At 54.1% G+C, this 14,040-nt stretch carries 11 protein-coding genes; 1 reads left to right on the forward strand and 10 read right to left on the reverse strand.

The window, feature by feature from the left end; genetic code table 11:
• Positions 1-29 precede the first annotated feature (29 nt).
• Positions 30-1,496, forward strand: coding sequence for a DUF3360 family protein (locus DBZ16_RS08510; RefSeq protein ID WP_167390277.1), 1,467 nt, complete (start codon positions 30-32; stop codon positions 1,494-1,496).
• A gap of 247 nt (positions 1,497-1,743) precedes the next feature.
• Here DBZ16_RS08510 and DBZ16_RS08515 read toward each other — a convergent pair whose 3' ends face one another.
• The 10 genes from DBZ16_RS08515 to DBZ16_RS08565 all read right to left on the reverse strand — a co-directional run bounded on the left by DBZ16_RS08515 (position 1,744) and on the right by DBZ16_RS08565 (position 13,990).
• Positions 1,744-2,877, reverse strand: a complete 1,134-nt coding sequence (locus tag DBZ16_RS08515; RefSeq protein WP_107813667.1) for an AAA family ATPase — start codon at positions 2,875-2,877, stop codon at positions 1,744-1,746.
• 32 nt (positions 2,878-2,909) lie between these two features.
• Positions 2,910-3,716, reverse strand: coding sequence for an RNA ligase family protein (locus tag DBZ16_RS08520; protein WP_107813760.1), 807 nt, complete (start codon positions 3,714-3,716; stop codon positions 2,910-2,912).
• 207 nt (positions 3,717-3,923) lie between these two features.
• Positions 3,924-5,225 (reverse strand): hemolysin family protein, encoded by a 1,302-nt coding sequence (locus DBZ16_RS08530; protein ID WP_107813668.1) that lies wholly within the window; start codon positions 5,223-5,225, stop codon positions 3,924-3,926.
• An 83-nt stretch (positions 5,226-5,308) separates the two neighbouring features.
• A complete protein-coding gene (locus DBZ16_RS08535; RefSeq protein WP_107813669.1) occupies positions 5,309-5,662 on the reverse strand; it encodes a DUF5713 family protein in 354 nt (117 codons plus the stop codon).
• 150 nt (positions 5,663-5,812) lie between these two features.
• Complete coding sequence (locus tag DBZ16_RS08540; protein ID WP_107813670.1) at positions 5,813-6,985, reverse strand: NYN domain-containing protein; 1,173 nt, start codon at positions 6,983-6,985, stop codon at positions 5,813-5,815.
• Positions 6,986-7,052: 67 nt separating this feature from the next.
• Positions 7,053-8,039 (reverse strand): malate dehydrogenase, encoded by a 987-nt coding sequence (locus DBZ16_RS08545; protein WP_107813671.1) that lies wholly within the window; start codon positions 8,037-8,039, stop codon positions 7,053-7,055.
• 125 nt (positions 8,040-8,164) lie between these two features.
• Positions 8,165-9,544 carry a DNA repair protein RadA gene (gene radA, locus DBZ16_RS08550; RefSeq protein WP_107813672.1) on the reverse strand — a complete coding sequence of 460 codons (1,380 nt, stop codon included), beginning with the start codon at positions 9,542-9,544 and terminating at the stop codon, positions 8,165-8,167.
• 94 nt (positions 9,545-9,638) lie between these two features.
• Entirely contained in the window at positions 9,639-11,141 is a 1,503-nt protein-coding gene (locus DBZ16_RS08555) for a S41 family peptidase (protein WP_107813673.1), read from the reverse strand.
• A 264-nt stretch (positions 11,142-11,405) separates the two neighbouring features.
• The gene (locus DBZ16_RS08560) at positions 11,406-13,163 is read right to left on the reverse strand and encodes a peptidoglycan DD-metalloendopeptidase family protein (protein ID WP_107813674.1); all 1,758 of its coding nucleotides are present in this window, start codon (positions 13,161-13,163) and stop codon (positions 11,406-11,408) included.
• A gap of 182 nt (positions 13,164-13,345) precedes the next feature.
• The gene (locus DBZ16_RS08565; protein WP_107813675.1) at positions 13,346-13,990 is read right to left on the reverse strand and encodes an alpha/beta hydrolase; all 645 of its coding nucleotides are present in this window, start codon (positions 13,988-13,990) and stop codon (positions 13,346-13,348) included.
• Positions 13,991-14,040 lie beyond the last annotated feature (50 nt).

Genomic DNA, 14,040 nt, shown 5'->3' on the forward strand with positions numbered 1-14,040 from the left:
CCAAAAACAAGTCAACCAAAGGAGAAATTATGAACCACGACACATCATATTCCGGCATGCACAAGCCGTCGTCGGACTTTGAAAGCCGTGAGGCGTATTTGGAACACGAGCTGCAAATCATGCAGCCCAAACGCTGGCGGCTCAATCTGCCGTTTCGCGATTACCGCTTCGAACCTGAAGACCTGATTCCTGCTGTGGCGGGAACGATTGGTAAGGTAGTAATGGTCAGCGCAGTGGCGGCGGCGTTTGCCGTGCCGTTGGGGCTGCCCGACACCTTTCTGCCTCAAAACGTCCGTTACGAGCTGCTGATTGCTTCAATCTTTATCATTCTGCTCTCCGGTCTTTTTCTCCCCACTTCCAACTTACCCGGTACGCACGGGCCATTGATTCCGCTGATTCCCGTCGTCGTTGCCGCGGGCGGACATCCGCTGGCTTTCGGCTTGTTGATTGGCGTATTCGGATTCTTGCTGGGGATTACCAAGGGCGGCAGCCTGATGGCGAAACTGACGAGCAACGGCGTATGCGGCGGACTGCTGCTGTATCTGGGCTTCGTCGGCACGACCGGACAGGTCAAGAAGCTCTTTGAATGGGCGGGCAGTTTCGACAAAAGCTATATTGCCTTTATCGTGATCATCGGCACCATTCTGCTCTATGCGCTGCTGGAACATTGGCGCAAGCGTTGGCTTGCCGTTCCATTGGGTTGCGTGCTGGCAGGTTTTACCGCCTATCTTTTGGGTGCGCCGTTTTCCTTCCAAACCGCTCCCGGCCTGCCGCCCATGAGTCCTGCCTACTGGTGGGGTGAAAATACCGGCTGGATGATGGGTTTGCCGACGATGGACAGCTTTTTGGTCGTGTTCCCCTTTGCCGTACTCGCCGTCGCCATGTGGTCGCCTGATTTCTTAGGGCATCAAGTATTCCAAAAAATCAGCTATCCCGAGCGATCCGAAAAAGCCTTGATGAACATCGACGATACCATGTTCACCTGTTCCGTCCGCCAAGTCGCAGGCTCAGTATTAGGCGGCGCGAACTTTACCTCTTCATGGGGAACTTACATCGTTCCCGCTTCCATTGCCAAACGACCGATTCCCGCAGGCGCGATACTGACTGCCTTGTTCTGCATCATCGCCTCCGTTTGGGGCTATCCCATGGATTTAGCGATTTGGCAGCCTGTATTGAGCGTTGCGCTGATTGTCGGCGTCTATGTCCCGCTTTTGGAAGCAGGTATGGAAATGACGCGCAAGGGCAAAACCACCCAATCCGCCGCCATCGTTGTCTTCTCCTCTGCACTGGTCAACCCCGTTTTCGGCTGGTCGCTGACCATGCTGTTGGACAACTTGGGCTTGATCGGTAGTAAAGAACGCAGCGCGGAACTCGGGTTTATGGGTCGCGTCGTCGTACCTACCGTCGGCTTTGTCATTCTCTGCGCAGCAATGGGCGCAGTCGGCATGCTGCCCGGTATTCCCGCCTTCCTCGAGCAGTTTAGAAATCTGCATTAATAAAGCAGCACCAGCGTTTCAGACGACCTTTTTAGAACTCAAGGTCGTCTGAAAACCGCGAATTGCGGATAAGTCGGATAATCGACATTGGTTTGAAGCTTTAAAATAAAAGGTCGTCTGAAAAACTGATTTTCAGACGACCTTTTATATTCAATTCCAGACCAACCCATGAAGTCGCAGACGGCAATCGATTGATGCGAAAATCGTTTGCTGTATGGTTGGTAGCCGCACTTCGGATGAGGGTTGCTTAATCAGAAACCACAAAATCCACCGTATGCGCTTCGCTGTAATCGGGAATTTCCAGCTTATTGATCATGCGGTGTATCACATCATTCGGCACGGAATGTTCGCGGTTACGGTTTTGCGACAGCAATTGCGTGTAAGGCACTTCCAAATAAATCAGGTGTACCCGCGCGCCGTAGTCGGCGAACATCGGCAGCCACTTGCTGCGCAGGTCGCGGTTGAGGTTGGTGGCGTTGAAGACAAATGACGTGCGGGCACGCAGGTATTCTTTTGCCTGCTCTTTACCCAAGCGCACGGCTTCGGCGGTGTGCTTCGGATCGGCGGGGTCGAGTTTGCGCTCGCGGCGGATGTCGTCCAGCGACAGCATGGGCAGATGGGCGAGGTGTTGCCGGATATAGCTGTCTTTGCCGCTGCCCGCTATGGCGCACATGGCGTACACGTCAAAGGTTCGGTCATCAAACGGTTGGTAATCGGGCATTTCGCTGCGGCCGTTAAGGTAGAGATAGCGGCCGTAATCGCTGGCAAAATTGCGTGCTTTGCCCCAGCAGCCGTTTTCTTCGCACAGCTCGCGGAACAAGTCGATGCGCAGCAGGATATCCTGTTGATCGTTGCAGGTGCGGCCCAGAATGTCGGCTTTGGCAAGCATGGCAAGGTGGGCGGTATTGACCTGCAAAGAAGCGGCGATGGCGGCGCGTTCCGGATTCGGTTTGTCGATTGCCCACAGCGGCAGCCCGTGCAGGCGCACGAGTTTGGCTATCGCTTCGCGTACGGCAAACGGTGCGGCAAGTTCGGTATAAAGCAAGGTGCGGGCGGTGTGTTCGCCTTTTTTGGCATGGTGCGGCGACACGATCCGCTCTTTGCCGCCTTGGATTTCGCGTTTGGTGGTGCTGCGTTTTTCTACGTCGTGCAACATAGCGGCGGCAAACAAGATATGTTGCTCCTGCTCGCCGAGTGCTTGGAATTCGGGCAGTTGCAGCAGGGCTTCGCATACCATTTTGGTATGGACGAATACATCGCCTTCCGCGTGCCATTCAGGATCCTGCGGCACGTTTTTCATGTCGGCAAACCAGCTGAAGCGGTCTTCCAAGGCTTGCCAGTCGGGGAGTTTGCCGGGTGTGTAGTGAGGGAATGTCCACATGGTAGTCTTTCTTATTATTGGATGGTTTGACTTCAGGTCGTCTGAAACTGCCAGCTTTGCCAATGGTATTTGTCGTAGTCGATAAGGCGGGCGGGCTTCCAAGTTTTTGTCCAATGCACATCGGTTTTAACGTGTTTGGCGCGAACGAGTTTGAAGAGGTTGTCAAATTCGTTGGACTGTACGGGCAGGTTGCCGTTGTTGGTGGCGAAGTCGGCGGCGTTGCGGATGACGAAGCCTTCGCTGCACGCCTCGCCTGTTTTCGGGTCGTAGCCGCCGAGTTTGCCTGCGGTTTGCACGCTGTCTGTCCAGCTTGCGCCCAAATTGGCGGTCAACCATTGCGCTAAGGCGGTGTCTTCGTCGGCGTATTTTTGGGTGAAGTCGGCAAGCGGCTGCACGATGGGAAGTTCGGGGACTGTGGGGAAATCAAACAGCTGGGCATAGAATTTGACTTCTTCCCACGACAGCCAATGTCCGCCGCGTCGGACGGCAAACAGGTAAAAATAGCTTTCCAACTGCGAATAGGCGATGGAATGGATACCGTACATGTTTTCGCCGAAAAGTTCGAGGTCTCCCAAGTCGTTTTTGATGTGCTGCCAGCGTTGCAGCAGCGGTTTGTCCCACGGATGCTGGGTAGGGGCGGCATGGCTGCGGGCATAGAGGCCGTGGGCGGAGAAGCAGTTGTTTTGTCCGTCCAGTTTTTCGGTCAATACCAATTGCGGCAGGGAGGCGAAATGCGTGAGGTAGCCGTGCGGCATAAAGCGGTCGTCTGAAGTTGTGCCCAAGCTGATGGGTGCGTGCAGGCTGCGGGCGTATTTTTGTGGTTCGGTATTCGCCGTCATGATTTGTCCTTGAAATTTATTTTTTGAGTTTTCTGATGGTTGCTGCGGCTGATTATATAGTGGATTAACTTTAAATCAGGACAAGGCGACGAAGCCGCAGACAGTACAGATAGTACGGAACCGATTCACTTGGTGCTTCAGCACCTTAGAGAATCGTTCTCTTTGAGCTAAGGCGAGGCAACGCCGTACTGGTTTAAAGTTAATCCACTATATTTTTTCTACTGTATCGCTTTGTTTAGACACCAAAAGCTGGTCGATTTTCAGATTTTCGGTGTCGATGATTTCAAATTTATAGCCCGCGTAAACCAAAAAATCGGTGCGTTTCGGGATTTTGCGCAGGGAATACATCATAAAGCCAGCGATGGTTTCGTAGTTTTCCGAATTGGGAAATTCTTCGATATCCAACGCGCGCATGACGTCGGCGAGAGGGGTTGCGCCGTCCACCAGCCAAGTATCTTCGGTGCGGCGGATGATTTGCGGCTCTTCTTCGGTATTGACCAGCTCGCCCATGACGATGCTCATTACGTCTTTCAACGTGACCACGCCGACCACCAGCGCGTATTCGTTCACCACCACGGCAAAGTCTTCGCCGGAAGTTTTGAAGGTTTCCAAGACATCGTAAAGCGACAGCGTGTCGGGAATAAACAAGGCTTTGCGCAGCACGCGCTTGTCGGTCAGGCGTACGTCTTTTTCTTTTAAAAATAAGGTCAATAGCGTGTGCGATTCGATGTAGCCGATGACGCGCTCCAAATCGCCGTCGCAGACCAAGAATTTGTTGTGCGGTTTTTCCGACATCATTTCCAACACGGTATCGCTGCTGTCGTTTTTATCGAAATAGGCGATGTATTCGCGCGTACTCATGGTGGAGGTCACCGTGCGCGCCTGCATGTCGAAAATGTTTTCGATCAGGTAGTGTTCCTGCTGCTTCAATACGCCCGCCTGCGCGCCCGCATCGACGACGGCGTAAATGTCTTCCGAAGTCAGCTGCTCTTGGCGGACAGTGGAGATTTTGAAGAGTTTGAATATCGTGTTCGCCAGCCCGTCAAATGTCCAAACGAAAGGCTTTAGAATAAAAATCAAGAACATCATCGGCCGTACGATGCGAACCGCCACCGCTTCGGGATGGGTCATCGCCATGCGCTTGGGCATCAGGTCGGCAATCAGGATGAAGCTGCCGGTTACCAGCGCGAACGTCAGCAGCGACGCGGCGGTACTGCCCCAACTGCCCGCATTTGCCAACAAACTGCCGAAATAAGGGCGCACCGCCGCTTCGCCGACGATACCGGCGAGAATGGCAACGGCATTCAAACCGATTTGGACAACGGTGATGAAACTGCCCGGCTGCTGCTGCATGTTGAGCACATCCAGCGCGCGCGTGTCGCCGCCGTCTTTTGCCATGACTTGCAATTTGATTTTGCGCGCCGAGGCGAGCGCGAGTTCGGAACAGGAAACGAATGCGCTGATGACAATCAGCAGGACCAATAATAATAAGGCTTCGAGAATATTCATGAAAAATGGTGTGTGTTTTGGAAGGACTATTTTAACATCAAAGGTCGTCTGAAAAATTCAGACGACCTTTTGGTCAACCATACTTACCAATCTCGCGGGGCAACCAGTTCTTCGATGTCTGCATCTTCAAAGCCGTAACTTTGGGCGATGTATTCCATATCGGTGGCAATCGTGTCTCTGGCGACGGTTTCGATTTCGCTGTCGTTTTCATCAAACTCTTCCGCCAATTCGTTAAAGCGTTCGGTAGCTGCGTGGGTCAGTTTATATAGTGCGTCGAGATTTTCAGGCTGCTCGGTTTCGATTTGGCGGCACAGTTCGACTAGGATGTTTTCTCCTTTTTGCACGAGTTCGGGCGGGAAATAATCGTCGTCATACATACCCTCTAAAAAGATATGGTTTGCCAATTCGGTGTTGTTCAGTTGATGACGGGTGGTCATGGATTCTCCTTTTCTATTTTTGGTTTAGAAGATAGATTTTGAAAAGGTCGTCTGAAAGTGCAGATTCAACGAAGTTAAAACGGTTTTGAGGTTTTCAGACGACCTCTTCAGATTGGGCGGCAGATTGTCTTTCGCCTTGAAACCTATGGTCTAACCTTTGGCGGTAAAGCGTTTGTTGACGCGCAGGCGTTCGCCGCGGCCGGCTTTTTTGATTTCCAGCCAGTCGGTGTAAATGGCGTGGATGAGGTGGTTTATGGTTTCAAAGCCGTATTGCTGCGGGTCGGTACCTTCTGCGGTCAGTTGCTTGGAGATGTCGCTCAAACGCGCCCAGCCTTGTTCGTCGGCGTGGGTATCGACGGCCTGCTGTACGGCGGGGATAACGCGGGTTACGGGCAGTTTGCTGCTTTTGGCGGCGGGTTCGGGTTTGGCAGGTGTCGGCTGTGCGGTGTCTGCCGCTGGGCTTGGCGCGGTGTTTTCGTTCTTGGCTGGGCTGGGTTGCTTGCCGCGCGTTTTGCGTTTTCGCGCGGCGTTGGGGTCGTCTGAAACGGTTTCTTCTGCCTGATGGGTTACCACCGGGGTTTCAGACGACCTTTCTGCCGGTTTGTCGGCGGACTTGCGGCGGCGGACTTGGAGTTGGTTGTTGTCGGTGCGGTGTTCGAAGATGTCGAAGGATTTGATGAGGTCGGAGAGTTTGCCGTAGCCGTACAGCCTTGAGTCGAAATCGGGATTGATTTTGCTGATGTAGCTGCCGATGGGACCGAGGTTTGCCCAGCCGAGGTCATCGGCGTTTTCGCGCACGGCGCGTTTGAGCAGGGACAGTGCGTCAGGGGCGGCGGCGGGGTTGTTTTTGCCGTTGTTTTTCTCTTTTTCTTGGCGTTGTTTTTCGGGATGGAAGATTTCGGTGTAGATGAATTTGTCGCAGGCTTTGCGGAAGGCTTCGGGCGTTTTCTTTTCGCCGAAACCGTACACGGTCAGCCCGCTTTCGCGCAGGCGGCTTGCCAGGCGGGTGAAGTCGGAATCGCTGGATACGATGCAGAAGCCGTCGAAATTGCCGCTGTATAGCAAATCCATCGCGTCGATGACCAATGCCATATCGGTGGCGTTTTTGCCTTTGGTGTAGGCGAATTGTTGGACGGGGATGATGGCGTGGGGCAGGAGGGCGGCTTTCCATTTGGAAAGGCCGTGGCTCCAGTCGCCGTAGATGCGTTTGACGCTGGCGATGCCGTATTTGGCAACTTCTTCGAGCAGGCGGTCGATGATGTCGGCGGGGGCGTTGTCGGCGTCGATGAGGACGGCGAGTTTTTTGTTTGCCAATGTGGTCATGGGGACTCCGTGGTGTTCATGTCAGTCGAGGTCGTCTGAAAACCGGTTTTCAGACGACCTCGATCTTTTAAAGCATATCTTGTATGGCGGCGCGTTCTTCTTCCAGCTCCGCCAGTGTCGCGGCGATGCGCTTGCGGCTGAATTCGTCCGACAAATCCAAGCCTTGGACGATGCGGTAGCTGCCTTCGTCGCAGACGACGGGGAAGCCGAAAACCAAACCTTCAGGAATGCCGTAAGAGCCGTCGGAGGGGACGCCCATCGTGATCCATTTGCCGCTGCTGCCGAGCAGCCAGTCGCGCAGGTGGTAGATGGCGGCGTTCGCGGCGGAGGCGGCGGACGACGAACCGCGCGCGGCGATGATGGCGGCACCGCGTCCGGCGATTTTCGGCATGAAGACTTCGGTGTTCCAATCGGGTTCGGTAATCATGTCTTGGACGGACTCGCCGTTGCTGGTGGCGTAGCGGTAGTCGGCGTACATGGTCGGGCTGTGGTTGCCCCAGACGCACATTTGCTCGATGGAGGGAATCGGGCGGTTGATTTTCTCGGCAACTTGGCTGACGGCGCGGTGGTGGTCGAGACGCATCAGGGCGGTGAAGTTCTCCGGCGGGATGTCGGGCGCGGATTTCATGGCGATGTAGGCGTTGGTGTTGGCGGGATTGCCGACGACGAGGACTTTGACGTTGCGGTTTGCAACTTTGTTCAACGCCGCACCTTGTACTTTGAAAATTTCAGCGTTGGCGTGCAGCAGGTCTGCGCGCTCCATGCCTTGCGTACGCGGGCGCGCACCGATCAACAAGGCGATGTCAGCATCTTTGAAGGCGACTTCGGGGTCGTCTGTGGCGAAGATGTCGGCAAGGAGCGGAAAAGCGCAATCCTGCATTTCCATGATCACGCCGCGCAATGCCTGCTGCGCCTGAGGCAGGTCGAGCAGTTGCAGGATAACGGGTTGGTCGCGTCCGAGCATAATGCCGCCGGCGATACGGAACAGGGTCGCATAGGCAATTTGACCTGCGGCGCCGGTAACGGCGATTCGGACGGGGGGCTTAAGCGTCATATTTTTCCTTTTGAAGTCGTTGTTTTACTTGATTTACGAATTATAACAGCATTGAGTAAGGGAGAATGAAAAGGTCGTCTGAAACTGGGAATAGGTTTTCAGACGACCTTTCATGTTGCTGTCTGTCAATTTTCCGCATCGCGGCAGATTTCGATGGCTTCCTGAAGGCTGGAAACGCCGAAGATTTTTAGATTCGGAAACTCTTTTTCGTTGCGCGGCATATTGGCTTTGGGGACGATGGCGCGTTTGAAGCCGAGTTTTTCCGCTTCTTTGAGCCGCTCTTGTCCGCGTGCGACGGGGCGGACTTCGCCGCTCAAACCGATTTCGCCGAATGCGACCATTTTTTCGGGCAACGGGCGGTTGCGGAAGCTGGAGAGCATGGCGAGGATGACGGCGAGGTCGGCGGCGGGCTCGCCGATTTTGACGCCGCCGACGGCGTTGAGGAACACGTCTTGGTCGAAACAGGCGATGCTGCCGTGGCGGTTGAGGACGGCGAGCAGCATGGCGAGGCGGTTTTGTTCGAGGCCGACGGTGAGGCGTTTGGGGGTGAAGCCGTGCGCGTCATCGACCAATGCCTGAATTTCGACCAGAAGCGGGCGGCTGCCTTCCTGCGTGACCAAAACGCACGAGCCGGGCGTGTCGTCGCGGTAGCTGGCAAGGAAGATGGCGGACGGGTTGGACACGCCTTTCAAACCGTTTTCGGTCATGGCGAACACGCCCAGTTCGTTTGCCGCGCCGAAGCGGTTTTTGATGGCGCGTATCATGCGGTAGTTTGAATGCTGGTCGCCCTCGAAATACAGCACGGTATCGACCATGTGTTCCAGCACGCGCGGGCCGGCAATCGCGCCGTCTTTGGTAACGTGTCCGACCAGTATCATGGCGATGCCCATTTGTTTCGCCATGCGCGTCAGTTGGGCGGCGCATTCGCGTACCTGCGATACGGAGCCGGGGGCGGAGGTGATTTGGTCGGAATACATGGTTTGGATGGAGTCGATGACGACAACTTCGGGCTGATGCTGTTTCAAGGCCGTCTGAATCGCTTCCATGCGGATTTCGGCAAGCAGGTTCACGCCTTCGGTGGGCAGTTCCAAACGTTGCGCGCGCAGGGCGACCTGTTGGGCGGATTCTTCGCCGGAAACGTACAGCACTTTACGGCTTTGCGCCATTTTGGCGATGGTTTGCAACAGCAGCGTGGATTTGCCGATGCCGGGATCGCCGCCGAGCAGGATAACCGCGCCATCGACCAAGCCACCGCCCAATACGCGGTCGAGTTCGCCCATGCCGGTCGGATTGCGCGGCACTTCGGTAGCTGTAACGGTGGAGAGGGATTGGACGGTCGAGGTATCCGCCGCCCAAGATTGGAAGCGGGCGTTTTTCGGTTCGGGTGCGGCCAGGCTTTCCTGAAGCGTGTTCCACTCGCCGCAATGCGGGCATTTGCCTTGCCATTTCGGGGAAGTGCCGCCGCATTCGGTGCATTGGTAGATGGTTTTGGGGGCTTTTGCCATGATGTTTTCCCTATGGGATTTTTGAAGTGTGAAAAGGTCGTCTGAAAACTGATAGCGTTTTCAGACGACCTTTTTTCAAGGATTCGGACTGAGCTTATTTGCTTTCGTCTTTACCGTCTTTCTTGTCTTTTTTCGGAGCCGGTTTTTTCGCCGCCAAACCTAAAGACTTCTGCCATTCGGCTGGATTTTTCACTAAATCCAAGGCTTTGCGGAGCTGGTCGTCTTTGGCAGGATTAGGAATACGACGGCTGGAGAGGTCTTCGTCTTTATCTTTGTCCTTGCCTTTTTTGGACTTGGCGTTTTCATCGGCTTTGGCAGCTTCGTTTGAATCAGGGGTGCTGATTTCGTTGCTGCTGTTGACGTCTTCACCGCCGAGCGGGTTGCCGATGTGTCCGGCGAGGTCGGCTTCGCGGCTTTCAAAGGCACGGTCTTTGTCTTTGACTTCAACATCGGGAACGATGCCTTGCGCCTGAATCGAGCGGTCATTCGGCGTGTAATACAGCGCGGTGGTCAGTTTGACTGCGCTACCGTTGGACAGCGGAATCAGGGTTTGAACCGAGCCTTTGCCGAAGCTTTGCGTACCGACGACGACGGCGCGTTTGTGGTCTTGCAGCGCGCCTGCAACGATTTCGGAAGCGGAGGCGGAGCCTGAGTTAATCAACACGGTCATCGGGATGGTTTTCAACTCGGCAGGCAGATCTGCCAGCGGGTCTTTGCCGCTCACGCGGATATAGTCTTCGGGACGGGCTTTCAATACCGAGCTTTCTTTACCGTCGCGTCCTTTGGTGCTGACGACTTTTGCATCTGCGGGCAGGAAGGCGGCAGAGACGCCGACCGCGCCGTCAAGCAAGCCGCCCGGGTCATCGCGCAGGTCGAGGACGAGACCTTTGAGCGGCGCACCTTTATTTTCTTTAATCAATGCTTTGGCAGCTTCGTTGATGGCTGCCACGGTGCGCTCTTGGAATTGGGACACGCGGATGTAGCCGTAGCCCGGTTCGAGCAGGTGGTGGCGGACGCTTTTGACTTTAATGATGGCGCGGGTCAGGTTGACGACGATGGGTTTATCCGCATTTTTGCGCGAAAGGGTCAGGGTGATTTTGGTACCCGGTTTGCCGCGCATTTTTTTCACGGCTTCGCTGGTAGTCAGACCGCGTGTGGAAACGTTGTCGATTTTTACGATGAAGTCGCCGCTTTTCACGCCTGCGCGCTCGGCGGGCGTATCCTCAATCGGGGCGATGACTTTGATAAATCCGTCTTCCTGCCCGATTTCCATACCCAAGCCGCCGAATTCGCCGCTGGTGGATTCTTTCATGTCGGCAAAGCCTTTTTTATCCAAATACTCGGAATGCGGGTCGAGGTCGGACACCATGCCTTTCATCGCACCTTCAAAGAGATCGGCGTCGGATTTGTCTTGGTAATAATTGGCTTTGATCTGTCCGTAAACTTCCGCCATGTTGCGGATGGATTGTACGGGCAGGGTTTCGTTGTCTTTTTTATCTTTTTCGGCGGCAAAGCTTTGAACGCTCAAGCTGAGGGCGACACCGCTGAATGCGCCGAGTGTGTAGAGTGCGACTTTTTTCAAAGTGGATGTTGACATTATGAATAGCTTTCTTTTTGTCTTATTTCATTTCAGACCGCAATGACTGTGAAACGGGAGGGGAAATATTGCTTCAGACGACCTGAATTTACGTCCGCAAGACTGTATGCGATTTACGCTTGATAAACAACAGGATTAGCGTAAAAAATATCTGCGCGGGTGTAAAAGCTTTTGAATATAGAGCCGTCGGGGCGGGTTGTTAAATTTCAGACGACCCCGTGATGCGGCAAAAGGTCGTCTGAAAGTGTCAAACCGGTTTGCAGGTCAGCTTATCCAGGAGAGCGGGTTCATTGCCTGCCCGTTGTAGCGGACTTCCAGATACAGGCCTTCCATGCCCGAAGGCAGGGTTCCGCTGATGCCCAGGCGGTTGCCTGCGGCTACGGCGTAGCCTTTGGCGACTTCGATTTCGCTCAAACCTGAATAGATGCTGACATAGCCGTCGCCGTGATCGATGACGATGACTTTGCCGAAACCTTCCAATTCATCGGCGTAGGTAACCGTACCGCCGGCGATGCTGCTGACGGTTGACGGAGTCGTTTGGTAGAACACGCCTTTCCAAACTTCACCGTCGCCGCGGTCTTGTCCGAAGAGTCCGGCAAGCGTGCCGCTTACCGGTTTTTTCAGACGACCCTGCATGCGGCTGAAGCTGTTGGCATTGCTGATTCTGACGTAGGAAGGCGCGCGGATGTTCATGTCTTCGGCGGTCAGGTTGGACATGGCGGCGCGTTCGTCGGCGGCTTTTTGCGCGGCGGCGGCGCGGTCTTTGCGCGCTTTTTCAGCGGCGGCAAGACGGGCTTCGGCGGCTTTTTTACGCGCTTCGGCTTCTTGGCGGCGTTGCTCGGCTTTGCGTTTATCCAAGTCTTTCAACAAGTTGTTCAGGCGTTGTTCGTTTTCTTTGTGGTTGATTTTTTTCTGCGCATCTTTTGCCATTTGCGCATTTTGGCGGCGGCTTTCCGCTTGTTCGGCGGTGTTGGTTACACCGTGTCGACGCAGCGAGGATTGGATGTTGACCTGAAGTTTTTTCAAGTATGCCAGCTCGTTGTTGATTTTCTGCTCTTGCGCTGCCAGCTCTTTTTGCTGCTTCTCAAGGTCTTTGATGACTTGCTCGTTGGCAGTGTTGATATAGCGGGTGTAACGCAGGAAGCGGGTTTTCTGACCCGGCTCGGCATTTTTCAGGAACAGGGCAACGGCGTTGGGCTGGCTGTTTTTATAATTGCCCGAAACAAAGCGGGAAATTTGCGCGCGCGTGTTGGAAACCTGAGTTTTCAGGTGGTTCAAATCCGCATTGAGTTTTTGAAACTTGTCCCATGCGTCGCGCTGTTGGCGGTTGATGGCGGACAGGTTGATACGGCTTTGCTGCAATTGTTTCAACGTGGTGTTGACGTGGATGATGAAACCTTCGTTGCGGCTGCGCAGCGATTTTTTGCTTTCCAAATCATTGGCGGCGGCGGTTACTGCGGCTTTGAAGTCGTCTGAATCGGCGGCAGCGGTTTTCTTATCGGCTTTGTTCGCTTTTTTCTCGACGGCTTTTCTGTCCTGTTTTGCCGCTGCTTCGTCTTTTTTAGGCAACTCGGCAGCTTCTTTTTTTGCCTTTACATTATTTTTGGCTGCGGGTTTGTCTGCCGCTTTGTCTTTGCCTTTTACAGGTTCGGTTTTTGCGGGGACGGCTTTGCCTGCTTTCTCTTCCGCTTTGGCTTCGCCTTTTTTGGTTTTGTCGGTTTTATCTTGTTTTTTGGCTTCTTTGCCATTTTTGCGTTCTTTAGTACGCTCGTTTTTCGCCGCTTCGGCAGTTTCTTTTTTGCTTTTGGCTACGGGCTTGTCGTCTGCCTTGTCCCTAGCGTTTTTGGCGGCAGGCTTTGCTTTGTCTTTGACTGCTTCTTTCTTAGCAGGTTCGACAGTGTCCTTTTTGGCTTTGACGCTTTTTTTGACAGGCGCAGCCTTCTCTTTGGGCACGTCTTTGGCGGCGAAAGAGGGAGAAGCGAAACCGATGAGCAGGGCGAGTAAAAGAGGTTTGTAACGCATGATTGGATTCTGGATCGTTAAAATAAAGGCAATAGGCGGAATTATATAGTCAGCGGGGTCGTCTGAAAATATTGTTCAGGCAATTAAAACGGCGGTCATGCTGTGTTGTTTGTCATGTTTGTTGCAATGTTGACAAGCTGCGCAGCAATGTTTGGCTACATATTATTAATGGACTGCCCCGTTTATTTTTGTTGTAAAACCGACGGCACGAATCGGGCGATGGTATCTCGTAGGACGATGAGTTTGCCGTGGAAGAAATGGGAAGAACCGGCGATAGTGATGACCGGCAGACCTTGCGGCTCCGCCCATGTCCAAGCCTTGCTGATTTCAACAACTTCATCTTCCGCGCCATGAATCATCAGGGTTTTGCTTACATCGGGGACGGAAGCAGGCTCGGGGCGGTCGGTGTAGTGGTGTACTGCCGCGCCGATGAGCAACAGCAAATCCGGTTCGCGCTCTTGGGCAGCGAAGGTGGCGACATAGCCGCCGAAGGAGAAGCCCGACAATGCGAACTGTTCGGCTTCGGGATGTTGCGCGCGGGCGTAGTCGATGACGGCGATACAGTCTTGCGTTTCGCCGCGTCCGTAATCGTGTGTGCCTTCACTGTTGCCTACGCCGCGCAGATTGGGCAGGTAGCAGTGGAAACCGAGTTGCGATAAGGCTTTGGCAGCGGTTTGGATGACTTTGTTGGTGTTCGTGCCGCCTTGCAGCGGGTTGGGATGGTTGATGACTGCCACGCCGCGTGCGGGCGTTTGCGCGGCGGGCAGGAAGATGGTTTCGAGCAGACCGACAGGACCGGATATTTGGATGATGTCAGGTTTCAACATGGGTTTTCCTTTATATATAGTGGATTAAATTTAAATCAGGACAAGGCGAC

Origin of the sequence: Neisseria sicca (genome assembly GCF_003044565.1) — a bacterium.
Lineage (GTDB): Bacteria > Pseudomonadota > Gammaproteobacteria > Burkholderiales > Neisseriaceae > Neisseria > Neisseria sicca_A.

Bases quoted from the DNA above. Each gene is read 5' to 3' on its own strand.
- DBZ16_RS08510 (WP_167390277.1), top strand. From the start codon at position 30: ATGAACCACGACACATCATATTCCGGCATGCACAAGCCGTCGTCGGAC.
- DBZ16_RS08515 (WP_107813667.1), bottom strand. From the start codon at position 2,877: ATGTGGACATTCCCTCACTACACACCCGGCAAACTCCCCGACTGGCAA.
- DBZ16_RS08520 (WP_107813760.1), bottom strand. From the start codon at position 3,716: ATGACGGCGAATACCGAACCACAAAAATACGCCCGCAGCCTGCACGCA.
- DBZ16_RS08530 (WP_107813668.1), bottom strand. From the start codon at position 5,225: ATGAATATTCTCGAAGCCTTATTATTATTGGTCCTGCTGATTGTCATC.
- DBZ16_RS08535 (WP_107813669.1), bottom strand. From the start codon at position 5,662: ATGACCACCCGTCATCAACTGAACAACACCGAATTGGCAAACCATATC.
- DBZ16_RS08540 (WP_107813670.1), bottom strand. From the start codon at position 6,985: ATGACCACATTGGCAAACAAAAAACTCGCCGTCCTCATCGACGCCGAC.
- DBZ16_RS08545 (WP_107813671.1), bottom strand. From the start codon at position 8,039: ATGACGCTTAAGCCCCCCGTCCGAATCGCCGTTACCGGCGCCGCAGGT.
- radA (WP_107813672.1), bottom strand. From the start codon at position 9,544: ATGGCAAAAGCCCCCAAAACCATCTACCAATGCACCGAATGCGGCGGC.
- DBZ16_RS08555 (WP_107813673.1), bottom strand. From the start codon at position 11,141: ATGTCAACATCCACTTTGAAAAAAGTCGCACTCTACACACTCGGCGCA.
- DBZ16_RS08560 (WP_107813674.1), bottom strand. From the start codon at position 13,163: ATGCGTTACAAACCTCTTTTACTCGCCCTGCTCATCGGTTTCGCTTCT.
- DBZ16_RS08565 (WP_107813675.1), bottom strand. From the start codon at position 13,990: ATGTTGAAACCTGACATCATCCAAATATCCGGTCCTGTCGGTCTGCTC.